Genomic DNA, 15686 nt, shown 5'->3' on the forward strand with positions numbered 1-15686 from the left:
GGCGGTGATGGACTACAACGAGTTGGAGAGGGCAATGCTCGGACAGACGGACATCACACAGCACGCTCGGTCACAGGCGATCGCAGTCGTGGTTCCCAGCTACAAGGTCATCCGGCATATCCTGGACGTGATCGCCACCATCGGCCCGGAAGTCACTGCCATCTATTGCGTGGATGATGCATGCCCGGAACAGTCCGGGCGTTACATCGAGGCGAACAATACCGACCCGCGGGTGCGCGTGCTCTACCACGAAGTCAACCAGGGGGTGGGAGGCGCCACCATGACCGGCTACCGGCAGGCCGTTGCCGATGGCATGGACGTGATCGTGAAGATCGATGGGGATGGCCAGATGGATCCGGCGCTGCTGCCCCTGTTTGTGGCGCCGATCCTCAGCGGCGAGGCTGACTACACCAAGGGAAACCGCTTCTGGGATCTTTCGCACATCAGCCGTATGCCGATGCTGAGGCGTGTCGGCAACCTGGGGCTTTCCTTCCTGGCCAAAGCATCCAGTGGATATTGGCGGTTGTTCGATCCGACCAACGGCTACACCGCCATCCACGCCGCTGTTGCACAGCGGTTGCCGATGGAGGCGATCAGTACGCGTTACTTCTTTGAAACCGATCTCCTCTTCAGGCTCAATGCCATGCAGGCTGTGGTGCAGGATGTCCCGATGGATGCACGCTATGGCGACGAAGTGAGCAATTTGAAGATCAGTCAGGTACTCGGCGAGTTCGCGCTCAAGCATGCCCGCAACTTCTGCAAGCGCATCGCCTACCGGTACTACCTGCGTGACCTCAGCATCGCTTCACTGGAATTGATCGCGGCGCTGGCGCTGCTCGGTGGCGGCGTACTGTACGGCGGCTGGAACTGGATTGTTGCCGCCAATGAGGGTGTCTCCGCGCCCGTAGGCACGGTGGTGCTGCCCTCGATTGCCATCGTCAGCGGCCTGCAGTTCCTGCTGGCATTCCTCAGCTATGACATCGCCAACCAGCCCAATACGCCGCTGCATCGCGCGCTGGCACGCCTGCGTCGTTGATGGGCGCCTCCCGCCTGGCACGCAGCCAGGCGGGACGCGTCAGTTCAGGGGCTGTAGTTGAAGTCCCCGCTGCAGATGCCGGGGACGACCACCTTCATCGGGCCCGCATGCAGGGTGTCATCGCGCACATACAGCTTGAACGGCGAGCCGACCTTGTCCGAGCCCTGCTGGCGCTCGGGGGCGGCGAGAATACCGCGGCCGATGATCGTGCCCTGTGCATCCAGCAGGTAGAGCGCACCCAGACCCTCGCCGAGATAGGTATCGACCAGCCCGCCCTGGAGGCGTGACCAGCCTCCCGATCCGGGCAATGCCCGGGTAACGGGCGGCACCACGCCACAGCCTTGGGCAGGTGCCGGCCCGTAGCGTTGGCCCATGCTCTCGCGCGCACCCTTCAACCACGTACTGGCAAAAATCGACAAGTCCTGGGTGGACGCATCACGTGCGATTTCCAGCGCACGCGGACTGTCCGGATAGGTCCACAGAATCTGTTCGTCATCGCGTGCGCCCATTTCCAGCGCCATGGCTGCCGTGGTCTTCTCGAAATCGGCCAGGGGATTGTGCTTGACCGCGTTCCACTGCAGCGGCAGGAACACCAGCGGGATGACCAGCAGTACGGCGGCCGCCTGGCCGCGGGCCCAGGAAAAACGACGGCACAGGCGGGCGACCCCCAGGATCATCACGCAGGCAATCACCAACAGCGCTGGTGTGGTGTAGCGGCTGGCCACGGCACTGTCCAGGCCGAACACAATGCGGCTGCCGGCTACCGCAAATGCCGATGTGCCCAGGTAGCCCACGAACAATGAAAGTGCCAGTTCCAGATCGACGCCGCGGTGCTTGCGAAGCAGCGTGGTGCCTGCCAGGTAGAGAGCCAGGACGGTGACAATCGCGCCGCAGCCGACGGCGACGTAGAGGTTGGGCTTGTCGTCACCGGCGAGGTGCGCAAAAGGGCTCCCCAGATAGGCAAAGAGGAACCACATCACGCCGCGCGGCGAATCGCGAAGGGTGTTGGACAGCGAACCATGGGTGCCCGGGGACACGTAACCATGGAAGTACAGGGCCGTGACCCCCAGGGCGACCACCGCCACCAGGGCAATGCGCTTGGTGCCCTGTCGGCCGAGAATACAGCCGGCCAGCAGCAGCCAGGTGGCCAGGACGCCGTTGGCCATGCTGCCGGCGGCCACTACTGCCAGCAGCAGGGCGGCACCGAACCAGGCATTGCGGCAGCGTGGGGCCACGTTGGAGCGCCATAGCAGCAACAGGCTGGCAAGCGGCAGCAGCTGAGCCAGGAAGAACTGGCTCTGGAAGCCCCAGGTCAAGTTGTTCTCCTGGGTCCACAGCAAGGCCAGGCTCAGGATCACCGCGGCGACGATGCGCATTGCGGAGGTGGCCGTGGGAAGGATGCGCAGGGCGCACCAGGCCAGCAGTCCGAAGGTGATGAGCGCCAGGGCGTAGTTGACGATCAACAGGAACACTGCATGACCGCCGAAGTACTTCAGGTCGATGAAGAACAGAAGCCTGGCCAGAATGATGCGATGTTCGTTGTGCTGGGCCCACCAGGCCGAAAGGTCGCTCTGCTGGCGCAGATAGAAGCCGAGCGTGCCGTCCCACATGTCCCAGAACGGAACCGGGCTGTAACCATGCTTGCCGGCAAGAACTGCCAGCACGGCATACAACAGTGCGAGGGCCAGGCCCAGGAGCATGGCCGGCTGTCGCAGCAGTGAACGTGGGCCTGCGGGTCCCAGAGAAGCAGGCGAGGCAGGAGGGAGGGTCGGCATGCCTAGGATTTCCTGAAGGTGAAATGCTTGTGCCCGAAGTAGCTCACCACCGCCGGCGCAATGACGCCCAACGCGTGTGCGAGCGTTTCAGGATGGAAGGTCAGGCCCATCCATGGGAAGACGTAATGACTGAACAGCAGGCTGACGACAAGGGTCTGCAGCAAGGCCAGTGCGTTCACTGCGATGAACCACATCACCTGCGCGGCCAGCGGCTTGTTCGCGTCCTTGAAGACATAGGCCCGATTGAGCAGGAAGGCGGTGGCCATGCCAATGAGATATGCCAGGACGATCGCAGGCACATATGACATGACATGGCTCAAGGCGATGCGCGAGCCGAAGTTCGCGATCGCGGCCAGACCACTGGCGACAATGAAGAGAATGAAGCGGCGCTCGATCATGACTGCCAGCGGCGGAGGTTGAAAACGATCATCTGGAGACTTCTGGTTACTGTGTGGAGGAGGCTGGGGACGACGGCAGATCCTGCGGGCCGAGACGGTTGTCGAACAGACTGCGGCTGACCAGCTGACGGCATTGCTCTGCCGTGAGCGGGGCGTGCCAGAGGTTCTCCAGCCGTCCAGTCCAATGCACGGCTGGGCCGGCAAGCGAGTGCCCGGCTGTGCAGCGCTGAACCTCTACCCGCCAGTCCAGCGTGGTGTGCGTGCGGAATCCGTACTGTAGCGTCTGATGCAGGGGGGCCAGCAGCAGCAGCACCAGCATCACCCGTGCCGGGCCGCGGGCCCCGCCAATCAGATGGATCAGGATCCAGGCAAGGAACACATAAGGATAGAAGAAGTAGCGGGGTCCGCCGCTGAAGGGGTCGAGCGGATCGACCGGCACCCGAGCTGCGGCAGCGGCGACCGACAGCAGGAAGCAGGCGATGAGCGCAGGCAGAACCCAGTTGCGTTCACGTCGCTGGGCCCACGCAGCAGCCAGGATGACGATCGAAAGCGCCACGCCGATGCCCGCAACGAGTGCGGGCTGGGCCAGGTCGGGGCGCCAGAACAGGAAATGACCGACGAAGCGCTCCAGCAGCGCCGAGATGCCGGGGAGTGAGCGGTGCTCCTGGGAAGCGACCGGGTTCAGCACCACGAGCAGTGCCTGCATCGCGCCGAACAGGGCGGCGACGGCCAGCAGGTACCACTCACCGCGCCGGCGCAGCAGAAGTGCACGCACGCCGTACAGCGGCACCATCATCACGATGAGCGGCGAAGACAGCGCACCGAGCAGCAGCATGGGCAGCCGCCAGCGAAGTCCGGGAGAGCGCTGCTCATCCCAGAACAGCGGAATCAGCACCAGGAAACCGCCCCACCACAATGCATAGGCCGATGTGGAGAAGACCTCCGCATCGGTGGGAACCGCAAGGACCGCCAGCGCGCATGCCCAGGGAGCGCGCAGGCGCGTCGGGGCCAGGGCCAGCGTGACCATGACCGCCATCGTCATCGCTGCCGCCAGTGCCAGGCTGATTTCCGGCAACCAGCGGAACGACAACGTGACCGAGATCGCGTTGATCAGTTTGTTGGGCAGCAGGATGTAACCGGCCACCGGATGGACCAGCGTGCTCCATCCATAATGCAGGAAATCCGGCAGCAGGTCCTTGCCATCTTCCACCCAGACGTAGGGGTTGCGCCATTGCGACGGACGGCGCAGCACGAGTGCCAGCAATGTTGCCGCTGCAACGAATGCACCAACCCAGAGGCGTTGACGTCGGTGGCGCGGGGGGCCGGAGAGCGTGTTGCCGTGATCGATGCGGCCCAGCCAGGGATACAGCACCGCAACCAGCAGCAGCGCGATGCTGACCGGCACCCATCCACCGTAGCCGGAGACGATGCCCACGCCAATCCAGCCGAAGCCTTCCTGGGTCTGGTCGCGCACGATCAGGCGACTCTCCTGCGCCTGCAAGGCAGGTGGCACTTCGATGATCCAGCGGACCCAGCGGTCCCCCGCGCGCGGCAGCGGAACCGGTACCTCCACTCCGTCAGGCCCGGAGAGGACCGCGCTGATGCCTGGCGTATCACCATAGCCGGCGATTTCGATCGACACTGACGGGGTGCCGGCGGGGATGGGTTCGACGACCAGTTCTGCCGTATCGGCGTTCTGCAGGTCGCAGAAGGAAATCGCACGTGAGCTGGACGACGTTGCCTGCTTCAGGAAAGGCGACATCGCCTGCGAGCATCCACCGCTGACGCGGCCTTGATACTCGCGGTCGCTGAGGCCCAATATCGCCACGACCACCGCACCCAGCAGCAGGACCAGGCGGAGGAACGAACTGTTCCCAGGGTGCAGGTGCCTGAGGATTGATGAGTTTGGCATCGTTGAGAGCTGCCTGGCGGACAAGGGGGAGTGGTTCAGCGGCTGGCGAGGTCTGCCAGCGCCGCCCCCACTGCGATGCTCTCGTTGATCGAACGATCTTCCGGATAGTAGTACGCCGTATCGGCCATGAAGAAGCCTTGCAGTGGCGTCTTCATTGGGGGCAGCATGTCCTGGAACCCGGGCGGGCAGATGGTTTGCGCGTACTCGTAGCGGTGGCAATGGGTGGCTTTGATCCAGTCCGGCTCGAAGGCCGGGTTGATCATGGGCAGATAGCTGATCACTTCGTCGATCAACTGCTGATTGCTCCATTGCCACTTCGGATGGGTCTTGGGCATGTAGTAGGGCGCGTAGACAATGTGCTCGCCGGGGCCCTCGCCAGGATTGAGGTTGCTGTACTCGATCAGGCCGGGAATGGCGATGCGATCATCGCTGATGTTCATCCAGAAATTCTCGCTGACCGGCTGCGACAGCTTCAGGATCACGCAGGCTACCGGAATGTTCTCAATGGCGCCGACCTGGTCGGCGAATGCCTTCGGAAGGCCGGGAACCATATCGGGCACGTACTGGATGGGGGCGGTGGAAACCACGGTTTCATAGGGCTGATGACCGTCGGGCGTGCGGATGCCGGTGACCTTCCCCCCGGCAGAGGTGACTTCCTGGATCGGCTGGGAAAGCAGGATGCGCCCGCCGAGGCGAACGACTTCCTTGGCCATCCTGTCGAGCAGCACGGCCGAGCCGCCTTGCAGGTAACCCATGCTCTCGTTGAACAGATTGCGACGCGACAGCGCCACGCGCTTGATGCGCGTGCCGATCCAGGAGGCTGAAAGATCGTTCTGGTACTCGAAGAACTTCAGTGCGAATGCCCTTTCCCACATCACCTTGTAGGCATTCGGGCCGATCCAGCGGGTGATCCAGTCGCGTGCGTTCTCCTTGTCCAGAGCTGTCCAATCCTGGATGCCCTTGGTGTACATCACGTGCAGGGCGTAGCGCACCTTGTCGATCAGACCCAGATGCGGGAAGCCTAGCAGGGCGAACGGCGTGCCCCACTTGTGCAGCTTGCCCTGGTAGTAATAACCCATCTTGGTATCCGTCCAACGCAGACGATCAGACAGCTGCATCTCGTCCAACAGCTTGAACAGCGGATAGTCGGTCTTGCAAATGAAATGGTAGTAGCGCTCGATGCGCAGGCCGTCGAAATCGAAGTCGGCCGACATCCCGCCGATACGGTCATCACGCTCGTACACATCAACCTGGTGACCTTTCTTCAGCAGCTCAAGGGCTGCCATCAAGCCCATCGGGCCACTACCAATGATGGCGAAAGTGCTCATTCGAATTGGGTTCCGTCTGTTCTGTTTGTTCAGCGCTGCAGCACGATGTGGCTGTAGCGCGGGTCGGTATAGCTTTCGCGGATCGCCTCCTCAAACGGCGTCTGCTTTACCCCAAAGACTGCTTCGGTATCGACGCCCTTGAAGTCGTCGCCGGCGCTCAGCGCCTTCAGCTGGTCCGCAGTAAATGGTGGTTTGCTGCTGAACAGGCTGTAGATCCTCAGCAGGAACCCAAAGAAGCCGATCGGGATGTGCACGATCATAGTGTGAAGCTTCTTCACTCGCTTGATGGTGCGGATGATGTCCACGTAGTCCACGCGGGTGTCGCCCACAATGTCGAACACCTCACCTTCGGGTTCGGTCTCGATGCACCTGGCGATGCAGCGGCAGAAGTCGCGTTCGTAAAGCGGCTGACGCATGAACCTGCCGTCGCCCGGGATGGGGAACACGGGGGTGCGCGCCATGAAGCGCGACAGCCAGCCCAGGTGTTTGGGATCAAACCAGCCGAACATCAGGGTGGGGCGCAGCACACAATGGCGCTGTCCGCTGCCCACGACCATTTGTTCCTGCTCGCGCTTGGTGTCGGTGTAGTCATCCTTGGCCACCGAATTCACCACTGAAGAGCTGATGTGCACCATGAAGGGTACAGAGGCCGCCTTGCACGCGGCCAGCACATGGCCTGTCGCGGTCAGGTTGTTGCGTACGAACAGGTCGGTGGTCTTTCCCGTGATCTGTGCGTGCAACTGCACAACCAGGCGAGCGCCGGAGAACCGTTCGGCCCAGGCGCCGGGTTCGGCCAGATCGGCCAGTACCGTCTCGACCTCCGGGTGCAGTTGGCGCAGGATGTCCAGATTGTGCGCATGCTTGTCGATCGCCACCAGTCGGGTGTAGCCCTGCTGCTTCATCTCCACGATGAGGTTCTGCCCCACCAGGCCGGCTGCGCCGGTAATGACGATCTTGTCGTTCTTGTTTGCCATGGACCAGCTCGACTGCGAATGGAATAAGGTCAGCGCGGCTTGTAAGCCACAACCAGCGCCTGTTTGCCCAGGATGTACCACGCCAGGGGGATTTTCAGATACAGCGACACCAGCCATGGCGCCTGCGGCAGGCGGCTCTTGGTGGTGTAGGGCAGGAATCTGGGAATGACAACGCGAGGCTCGAGTTTGGCCATCAGAACGCCCTCAACCAGGCTGCGGTCGCTTAGGGCAGTGTGGTGGTCGAAGTAGTCCCAGTATTCGTCGTACAGGTAGCGGATGTTCGGCTGCAGGATGATCGCACGGCCACCCGGCTTCAGCATGCGCGCGCTTTCGCGCAGCGTTTGCAGCACCAGATCCTTGCTGGGCAGATGCTCCAGGAAGTTGCTCATGAACACTGCATCGACACTGGCATCGGGTATCGAGGCTACCGCCGTGCAGGACTCGTTGATGATGCGCACGCCGTCTGCCGCGAAGCGCCGAACATCAGGATTCAGGTCGACCGCAATCTTGCCGGCTGCAGGAATGTTGTTGATGAACTCGCAGTACCCTGCGCCGATGTCGACAACAGTGTCGCTGGCGCTGACGAACTTGCTGAAGTACTCGCTGCAAAGCACTTGCCAGATACGATTCTTGTTGGCGAGTTCTTCTGCAGGGAACCTGTGCTGATACAACACATCAAGATCGTGATCGATATCCGGCATACGAGTCGTCCTGGTTCGTGGTGCAGGTCAGAGGGAAAGGCGACGGAACACGGCTTCGGGAATGTTCTTGATGACCATCATGATCGCCCACCAGAAACCCGGCAGGTACGCCACGGCCCTACGCTTGCCGATGGCCTTGAGGATACCGGCGGCGACCTTGTCCGGTGTTGCCCACAGCGCCCCCTTCTTGAAGGCGGCGGTCATGGGTGTATCGACGAAGCCAGGCTTGATCACCAGTACGTTGACGCCGGTCGGACGCAGGCGTTGGCCAAGCCCGCTCAGGTAGGCGGTGACGGCCGCCTTGGCGCTTCCGTACAGGTAGTTGCTTGCCCGCCCGCGGTCACCGGCCACAGAGGAGATGACCGCCAGGCTGGCCCCGGACTGCAGGCGCTGCGCCAGCGCGGCGGAAAGCGCGATGGTCGAGGTGCCGTTGGTGGCGAATTCCCGCAGCGACAGCTCGACCGATGCATCGCAGGCGGCCTGGTCAGGCAGCGTGCCGTGGGCGATCAGCACTGTATCCACGCCGCCCAGAGCCGACCAGGCATTGTCCAGCAGCATGCCGTGTGCGGACAGGTCGTTCACGTCCAGTACGCCGGTATGCACGTGCTGGGCACCACGTACGCGCAGGTCGGCGGCAATGGCGTCCAGCTTGCCGGCACTGCGGCCCACCAGGTAAAGCGCGGCGGCACGTGCGGCGTACAGGCGTGCAACCGATTCGGCGATGGCCGATGTCGCGCCGATGATCAGGATCTTCTGCATGGTTACTCCATCACCCGGCGCCAGAAGCCGGATGAGAATCGAGGGTCGATGAAGCGGGAGAAGGCTTCCCAGGCCGGGTAGGCCTGGCGGAACAAGGCGCCGGACATACGTGCGTCCTTGGCCGGATACACCGCGCCGCCCGCCTCGCTCACGATGCGATCAAGCCGGTCGAGCATTTTCAGCAGTTCCGGCCCATCGTTGGGGAAATCCAGGGCCAGGGTGGTACCTGGACGCGGGAACGACAGCAGCCCCGGCGAAGGACGGTCGCCAAACTCTTTCAGCACCGCCAGGAACGAGCCGCGACCGCTGCGCGCAATCTCCGCCAGCAGGGCGGCGGTGGCATCGTGTGCGACCTCGGGTGGCAGTACGCACTGGTGCTGCAGAAAGCCGCGCGGGCCATACATGCGGTTCCAGTGGTTGATGCCGTCCAGTGGATAAAAATAGCTCTGATAGTGCGATACGTGGCGGGCCCGGCGAGCTGGCTGGCGCCAGTAGTACAAGGTGTTGAACGGACGCAGGGTGAGCGGATTGACCAGCGATACCGGAGGTACGATGGGCATGCTGCGGCGAGGGGCCGAACTGGGCGTGGCCGCCTGCGCATCCCCAGGGGCATGGTCACCACGAAGGAAATGGCCGCGGCCGAGGTTTGCGCCCTTGGCCAGGCAGTCGATCCAAGCCACCGTATATTCAAACCCTTCGGCAGAGTCACGCGAAAGCTCGAAGAACTCAGCGAGATTGCCGAAGCGGATCGATTCGGTTTCGATCCAGGGGCCAGGAACCCGCCGCAGCTGCAGTTCGGCCCAGGTGATGAAGCCGGTGAGGCCCAGCCCCCCCACGGTGGCCGCGAACAGGCCGCTGTCGTCAGCCGGGCTGAGTTGCTGGCGAAGACCATCACTGCGCAGCAGTTCCAGGCAGCGCACATGGTGGCCGAAGGTGCCGGCACGGTGGTGGTTCTTGCCGTGCACATCGTTGCCGATCGCACCGCCCACGGTTGCATAGCGGGTACCCGGCGTGACCGGCAGGAACCAGCCACGCGGCAGCGCGATATCCAGGATATCGGCCAGGGTTACCCCGGCTTCGCAGCGCACGATGCCCGTGGCAGGGTCGAAGTCGATGAAGCGGTCCAAGGCGCGGCTTGTCAGCAGCGTGGCGCCAGGATTCAGGCAGCTGTCGCCGTAGCTGCGGCCATTGCCATGGGGCAGCACCGCACCGCCTTCCGGTGGCAGCGGCAGGAGGGACCGACGGTCGAGCATCGGAGCGATCCGCTGTTCGACCCGCGGGTAACGCCCCCAGGATTGGCCGAGCGTTCCACTCATATGGCGATCAGCACGATCAGTACGCATAGGCCGATGACGATCTGGCTGCCACGATCCATGGCCGCGAATACAATCGGATCGTCATGCATGTCGCCACGGTGGGAGACGATCCACATGCGGCTGATCCAGTACAGCAGGATCGGACACAACAGCCATAGCAGCTTGGGACTGGTATACAACTCCAGGCTTTCCGGGCTGTTGATGTACAGCGCGAAGACTGCGACGCCGATGTAGCCGGCGGCGGCACCCAGCGATTGCACCAGTGGCAGGTCGGCCACCGAGTAGCCTCGGCCGATCGCCATTTCCTTGCCGTTGGCCAATGCCGAGGCCAGTTCGGTGTAGCGCTTGAGCATGGCAAGGCTGAGGAACACGAACATCGAGAACGCCAGCAGCCAGAACGATAGCTCGGAGTTGATCGCCACCGCGCCGCCGATGATGCGTACGGTGTAAAGCGCCGCCAACATCACCACGTCGATCATTACAATGCGCTTGAGCTTGAGCGAGTAGCTCAGGGTCATCACGTAGTAGCACAGCAGCACGCCTGCAAAAGCCGGGCTGCAGGTCAGTGCCAGGGCGAAGCCTGCCAGTGTGATCAGCGGTGCCACCATCAGGCCATGCAGCAGCGGCAATGTGCCCGCGGCAAATGGGCGCTTGCGCTTGCGCGGGTGCATCCGATCCGGGGTCAGGTCGAGCAGGTCATTGAGTAGGTACACGCCGGATGCGCACAGGCCGAAGGCCAGGAAGGCCACGCCCGCATCGATGATCGAAGTGAGATCGAGAAAGCGATGCGCTGTCAGCAGTGGTACCAGCACCAGCAGGTTCTTCAGCCACTGGTAGACGCGCAGCGCCTTGATCCACGTGATCAGGCCGCCGTTCTGCGACGGAAGGTGGCCGAGCACTTCGGTCTGCTTGGCCGCGGCCTTGGCCAGCCCGGCCCCGTTGTTGACCACGATCGCACCGCCGGCATGGGCCCATACCTTCAGGTCGACCGTGCCGTTTCCCATGTAATCGAAGCCTCGTTCGCCAAAGCGCGCTGCCAGTGCCTGGCCCTTGTTGCTGCCGGACAGGTTGGTCTGGCCATCGCTCGCCATCACCTCTTCAAACAGCTCAAGGTGGTCGGCAATGGGCTGTACCAGCAGCCGGTCGGAGGCCGTGCACAGCACGCGTGGGCGCTGAGAGGTGGTCCGCAGGATTTCCAGTACCCGCTCGTCATAGGGCAGGGTTTCGGCGGGCAGGTGCACGCGCGAGGCCAGCTGGCGCTTTACGTAGGCCTTTCCCCGTAGCAGCCAGAACGGCACCAGGAACAGGTACAGGGGATTATGGGCCAGCAGGGCCAGCAGCGATTCGTAGAGGACGTCTGAACGGAGCAGGGTGCCATCCAGGTCGACGCACAGGGCACGGTGTTCAATAGCCAAAATTCTGCGCTCCGGTGTGCAGTAGGTGCATGGCGGGTCAATGCGGGCGGGAGGGGGAGGAAGGGGCTTGGGTCGCTTGCAGTTCGAGATTCGTCATGGCCAGCAAGCCCACGGCCACCGCCAGCCAGAGGCTGGTCAACCGAATGCCGACCGCTACCGCCAGGGCCGCGTCCAGCGAGGCGCCGGTGGCAGCGAGCATCAGGACAATGGCTGCTTCGGTTGTGCCGACGCCACCAGGAACAAATGACACCGCGCCCGCCAGCATTGCGATCGGATAGATCCCCAGCGCTTGGTGCCACGCCAGTTGCAGGCCGACGGCAGAGCAGAGTGTGGCGAATGCCAGGGCACTGAGGAGCCAAGCGATCGTTCCCCAGGCCATGCCCGGCAGCGCGGCAGCTGGCCTCCACAATGGTCCAGCTGCGATCAGACCATCGAACAGGAAGGAGGCAAGGCGTCTGAAGGGGGTGACGGGCACCAAGCGGATCAGCCGCAACAGACGAGTCTGCAACCAGGCGCTGCAGCTGGTCAGCAGCAGGATCAACAGCGTCAGAACCAGGCCCAGCACCGCGCCCAGTGCTGGTACCAGAGCGGCTGCGCTCATGCCCAGTAGCGTGAGGATCAGCAGATCCTGGCCCCGCTCGTGGATGAACGTCGCAAGTACGGTACGCGACGGTACGCCCATAGCCGCGAAGTAGCGGATGCGCAGCAGTTCGCCTGCTTTGCCGGGGGAAGCTGTGAACGCGAAACCGGCAAGGTAGGCACGCAGGCCGCGCCAATGATCGACAGGGTGACCCTGTCGTTGAAGTGCGCCATGCCATCGCTGATAGCGCAGTGCAAAGCTGGCCAGCACCAGTGCCGAGCAGACCAGCAACGGCGCGGCCAGGGCGGTCAGTCGTTCGAGCGCATGGGCGTCCCGGTCCACATAGATCAGTACGGCCAAGTAGCCCGCCGTCACGATGGAAAGCGCCAAGGCGCCCCGCCATTTAGGCGGACCGGGCGGCGGAAGGCCCTCGTTGGGGGAAGGCAGGCGCACGTTGGATGGGCTCCGCCCAGGCTGGTAGGGGTTCGAGCCAGCATTCTAGCGGCATTGTTTGTGGCTTTTAACTTCTTCATGCCTTCATCAGCGAGGCATCTCGGCGCCTTAGCGGCTGCCGTGGTACCCTCCCCACGCAGCCGGCGGTCTAGGTCCCATGCCAGAGCATGGTGATTGCCGGACAGGGGGGGGGTTAGGTGCTGCACGCTTGGCGGCGGCTTCGGAACCCCGAGCGGGCTTCCCGGAAAGGGGGCCGTGTCATTACAAGGAATAAGCAATGGGCCTGTTGGATTTCGTCTTGGGTTCGCACAGCAAGGGCAGTAAACCGGTGCTGCACACGGCGGCTTCGGCCGCTGCCAATCTGCATGAGCAGGGGTTCGTGCACCTGCCGGGTGTACTGACCGCAGAGGAGTGCGATCGAATCTGCGATGCATTCAATGCGTACGTTGACGAGCACAGGGAGGAGGCTGACCAGTTCGTCATGCAGACCGGCAGGCATTCGCGCCTTACCAACATGCATCTTGTCAGCGAGGCGGCTCAGCTGGCCATCAGCAAGCCGCTGGTGATGGAGACACTTGATACGTTCTTCTCTGATCGCGCATTCGTGGCGACGTCGCTCTTCTTCGAGCAGTCCAGCGAGCAGGCCATCCATCGGGATACACCTTTCTTCCACACTCGACCGAACAACATGTTCGCGGGGATCTGGTTCGCTCTTGAGGATGTGCATGCAGATGCTGGTCCGCTGCAGTATTTCCCCGGGGGGCACAAGATCGAGATCGAGCCGATCCAGGCTACTGGCGCGACCCCCCCAGAGCTTGGCGATGCGTTCAATCGCTACATTGGACGGGTGGCGGAAGAAGTCAACCGCCGTGGCATTCCGCAGCACATCGCCCTGATCAAGAAGGGTGACTGCTTCATCTGGCACCCTGAGCTGCCGCATGGTGGTACGCCCATCCGTTCGCCGGGCAAGACGCGCAAGAGCATGGTGTTCCACTGCGCACCGGAGCAGGAGACCATGTATGGCATTGAAGAGTATTTCGGTGCCGTGCCCTTCGCGCCGAAGGAGATCCGCAGGGTGCCGATGACGGCGGGGCGATCGATGCTCCAGCTGGAGCGGCCGATGTTCGCCCCGAACAACTGATCCTTGCATCTGGAGCACCCAAAGGTGCTCCAGATTGCCGGTCATCGGGTATCGATGATCAGATCCATCGCTTTGTAGCGTTCGATCGTTTCTCTTGACTGCTCGTAATATGCTTTCTGTTCCGGGGGGACGTAGTACTCCGAGTACGAGCTGTTGGCATCGGTCAGGATGTACTCGACGCCAATGTTGGACACTCTGTCTAGCGCGCATTGTTCGAAGAGCGTGCAACCCAGGAACAGGTTGTGAGCGTTCTTCACGTTCAGCAGGCTGAGCAACGAAGGCGCCAGATCCAGCGAATTCTTGCCACCAGCGTCGATCGTTTGGTGCTCCACCCCCTTCCAGTAGATCAGCAGGGGAATCCTGTCGACGAAGTAGCCCGGGACACGGGGGTCCGCGGCGACGGCATTCGGCCCGGGGAAAGTGGAATGATCCGCGGTGATCACCAGCAGGGTGTTCTCGTGCAGGCGGCTGGCCATGAATCGATCGATGAAGTGACCGATGTCGCGGTCGTAGGTATGGAAGCGGTTTAGGACGATGTTGTCGCCCTTGCCGTATGTGTTGCTTCCATCCAGGAATGCATGGGTCTGGAAGTTGTACGCGGCCGCAAAGAACGGCTTGTCTGCTGGCTGCGCTTCCAGCTCGGAGAGCATGCTGTCGAACAACTGGACGTCAGAAAGATACTTCGGGCGTGCACCGTGCGTGTTCCCACGGACGTGGACGTCATACAGATAGTCGCGACCCAGTACGCGGTCGAAGCCCAGAGTGTCGATCATCTTGTTGATGTACTCCTGCTGCGACAGGAAGAACATGCTGCTGTAGCCCTGCGCACGAAGTATGTCTGCGATGCTCGCCCGGGAGACGGCGGTGATGTCGGCTGAAACGTCGCGCTGCCCGATGCCCGTGCCTTCTTCGTTGTAGCCATCGACTTCCTGGTGTCCGGAGGTCAACTGCCCGCGTAGGCCACGGAACGTAGCAGCCGTATGGTTGTAGTAGTTGGTGACCACCAGCGAGCCCCCGGCCAAGCGGTCCAGGTTGGGAGTCACGCCGGCATGTGCACTGTCATAGGTATCCATCCATCGCGCAGACATGCCCTCGGTGAAGATCACAATGACGTTCGGCTTGGCTGGCAGGCTGGAGGTCATCCTGGTCGGGAATCCCTGCTGATAGACCTTCCTTCGCGAGAACTCGGCACGCGCTTCAAGCAGCTCCGCTGCAGAGAGCTGGGCTCGACCGCTCATGCTGTTGAAGGTGGAGTAGGCACGCAGGAACGACGAGATCGGTGCCTCGCCACGCGCAATGACGATCCCGCGAGCCAGGGGCTGAGCGTGAATCATGCCGGCATAGACAGTCGCGGCTATTGCCAGCGATGCCAATGAAGTGCGCGGGCTGAAGCGGGGCGCGTCCACGCTGTGGACAACGGCGAATGCGATGAAGGCGAGCAGATAGGCGCCCAGCATGGCGTACACGCCGTTGAAGGCGATCAGTCCAACCACTTCCTGATTGGCAAAGGCAATGGGTGGAATGAGTCCCCCGGACAGCCATGCCGAATAGAGTTGGGCCACGTAGACGAAGCCCGCTGCTGCGGGATGAACAGGGCCAAGATCCGCAGCCACCGGTTGCCGACGCCAAGCGCGAAGCGAGTAACCAGATCGAGCAGTATCAGCTCCAGCAGGAAACTGATGCTCAGGTACAGGAGATCGGCATGCGCGTAATAGCGGCCCATCCGCAACAACAATAAGCCGGTCAGTAATCCAGCAACGCAGGTTCCCCAGGCCGGAAGGCGCCGCCACATGTTCAAAATACTAATGCTCATCAGCCAAATGGAAGACTCTCCAAGGACTTCTTCCTGGATGCCTTTCGGAAACGGGAGTGCGCGAGGTGCCGGACTTGAATGGTCG

At 62.5% G+C, this 15686-nt stretch carries 13 protein-coding genes; 2 read left to right on the forward strand and 11 right to left on the reverse strand.

Annotated elements, in window-relative coordinates:
- The first annotated feature begins 34 nt into the window (after positions 1 to 34).
- On the forward strand, positions 35 to 1036 hold the full coding sequence (locus BLS66_RS07155) for a glycosyltransferase family 2 protein (protein WP_074725524.1): 1002 nt from the start codon (positions 35 to 37) through the stop codon (positions 1034 to 1036).
- Between the two features lie 44 nt (positions 1037 to 1080).
- Here BLS66_RS07155 and BLS66_RS07160 read toward each other — a convergent pair whose 3' ends face one another.
- From BLS66_RS07160 to BLS66_RS07205, 10 genes are all read right to left on the reverse strand, one after another.
- On the reverse strand, positions 1081 to 2736 hold the full coding sequence (locus BLS66_RS07160) for a hypothetical protein (RefSeq protein ID WP_074725525.1): 1656 nt from the start codon (positions 2734 to 2736) through the stop codon (positions 1081 to 1083).
- 77 nt (positions 2737 to 2813) lie between these two features.
- Positions 2814 to 3209: a GtrA family protein gene (locus BLS66_RS07165; protein ID WP_074725526.1), complete on the reverse strand. Its 396-nt coding sequence runs from the start codon at positions 3207 to 3209 to the stop codon at positions 2814 to 2816.
- A 46-nt stretch (positions 3210 to 3255) separates the two neighbouring features.
- A complete protein-coding gene (locus BLS66_RS07170; protein ID WP_074725527.1) occupies positions 3256 to 4971 on the reverse strand; it encodes a hypothetical protein in 1716 nt (571 codons plus the stop codon).
- Between the two features lie 185 nt (positions 4972 to 5156).
- Positions 5157 to 6449, reverse strand: a complete 1293-nt coding sequence (locus BLS66_RS07175; RefSeq protein WP_074725528.1) for an NAD(P)/FAD-dependent oxidoreductase — start codon at positions 6447 to 6449, stop codon at positions 5157 to 5159.
- Between the two features lie 29 nt (positions 6450 to 6478).
- The gene (locus tag BLS66_RS07180) at positions 6479 to 7423 is read right to left on the reverse strand and encodes an NAD-dependent epimerase/dehydratase family protein (protein WP_074725529.1); all 945 of its coding nucleotides are present in this window, start codon (positions 7421 to 7423) and stop codon (positions 6479 to 6481) included.
- Positions 7424 to 7452: 29 nt separating this feature from the next.
- Complete coding sequence (locus BLS66_RS07185) at positions 7453 to 8124, reverse strand: class I SAM-dependent methyltransferase (protein ID WP_074725530.1); 672 nt, start codon at positions 8122 to 8124, stop codon at positions 7453 to 7455.
- Positions 8125 to 8151: 27 nt separating this feature from the next.
- On the reverse strand, positions 8152 to 8883 hold the full coding sequence (locus BLS66_RS07190) for an SDR family oxidoreductase (protein WP_074725531.1): 732 nt from the start codon (positions 8881 to 8883) through the stop codon (positions 8152 to 8154).
- A gap of 2 nt (positions 8884 to 8885) precedes the next feature.
- Positions 8886 to 10199 (reverse strand): FAD-binding oxidoreductase, encoded by a 1314-nt coding sequence (locus tag BLS66_RS07195; protein ID WP_074725532.1) that lies wholly within the window; start codon positions 10197 to 10199, stop codon positions 8886 to 8888.
- A complete protein-coding gene (locus BLS66_RS07200; RefSeq protein ID WP_074725639.1) occupies positions 10196 to 11593 on the reverse strand; it encodes a UbiA family prenyltransferase in 1398 nt (465 codons plus the stop codon). The genes BLS66_RS07195 and BLS66_RS07200 overlap by 4 nt, the downstream gene beginning before the upstream one ends.
- A 58-nt stretch (positions 11594 to 11651) precedes the next feature.
- Positions 11652 to 12584, reverse strand: a complete 933-nt coding sequence (locus BLS66_RS07205; RefSeq protein WP_244152963.1) for a lysylphosphatidylglycerol synthase transmembrane domain-containing protein — start codon at positions 12582 to 12584, stop codon at positions 11652 to 11654.
- A gap of 340 nt (positions 12585 to 12924) precedes the next feature.
- On the opposite strand from BLS66_RS07205, the gene BLS66_RS07210 reads away from it, so the two are divergent.
- Complete coding sequence (locus tag BLS66_RS07210; RefSeq protein WP_244152964.1) at positions 12925 to 13788, forward strand: phytanoyl-CoA dioxygenase family protein; 864 nt, start codon at positions 12925 to 12927, stop codon at positions 13786 to 13788.
- Between the two features lie 41 nt (positions 13789 to 13829).
- Here BLS66_RS07210 and BLS66_RS07215 read toward each other — a convergent pair whose 3' ends face one another.
- A complete protein-coding gene (locus BLS66_RS07215) occupies positions 13830 to 15401 on the reverse strand; it encodes an LTA synthase family protein (RefSeq protein WP_244152965.1) in 1572 nt (523 codons plus the stop codon).
- Between the last annotated feature and the right edge of the window lie 285 nt (positions 15402 to 15686).

It is taken from the genome of Stenotrophomonas pavanii, from assembly GCF_900101175.1.
Classification (GTDB): domain Bacteria; phylum Pseudomonadota; class Gammaproteobacteria; order Xanthomonadales; family Xanthomonadaceae; genus Stenotrophomonas; species Stenotrophomonas pavanii.

What these genes read in the sequence shown, in the direction of transcription:
- BLS66_RS07155 (WP_074725524.1), top strand. Translation starts at nt 35, where the DNA reads ATGCTCGGACAGACGGACATCACACAGCACGCTCGGTCACAGGCGATC.
- BLS66_RS07160 (WP_074725525.1), bottom strand. Translation starts at nt 2,736, where the DNA reads ATGCTCCTGGGCCTGGCCCTCGCACTGTTGTATGCCGTGCTGGCAGTT.
- BLS66_RS07165 (WP_074725526.1), bottom strand. Translation starts at nt 3,209, where the DNA reads ATGATCGAGCGCCGCTTCATTCTCTTCATTGTCGCCAGTGGTCTGGCC.
- BLS66_RS07170 (WP_074725527.1), bottom strand. Translation starts at nt 4,971, where the DNA reads ATGTCGCCTTTCCTGAAGCAGGCAACGTCGTCCAGCTCACGTGCGATT.
- BLS66_RS07175 (WP_074725528.1), bottom strand. Translation starts at nt 6,449, where the DNA reads ATGAGCACTTTCGCCATCATTGGTAGTGGCCCGATGGGCTTGATGGCA.
- BLS66_RS07180 (WP_074725529.1), bottom strand. Translation starts at nt 7,423, where the DNA reads ATGGCAAACAAGAACGACAAGATCGTCATTACCGGCGCAGCCGGCCTG.
- BLS66_RS07185 (WP_074725530.1), bottom strand. Translation starts at nt 8,124, where the DNA reads ATGCCGGATATCGATCACGATCTTGATGTGTTGTATCAGCACAGGTTC.
- BLS66_RS07190 (WP_074725531.1), bottom strand. Translation starts at nt 8,883, where the DNA reads ATGCAGAAGATCCTGATCATCGGCGCGACATCGGCCATCGCCGAATCG.
- BLS66_RS07195 (WP_074725532.1), bottom strand. Translation starts at nt 10,199, where the DNA reads ATGAGTGGAACGCTCGGCCAATCCTGGGGGCGTTACCCGCGGGTCGAA.
- BLS66_RS07210 (WP_244152964.1), top strand. Translation starts at nt 12,925, where the DNA reads ATGGGCCTGTTGGATTTCGTCTTGGGTTCGCACAGCAAGGGCAGTAAA.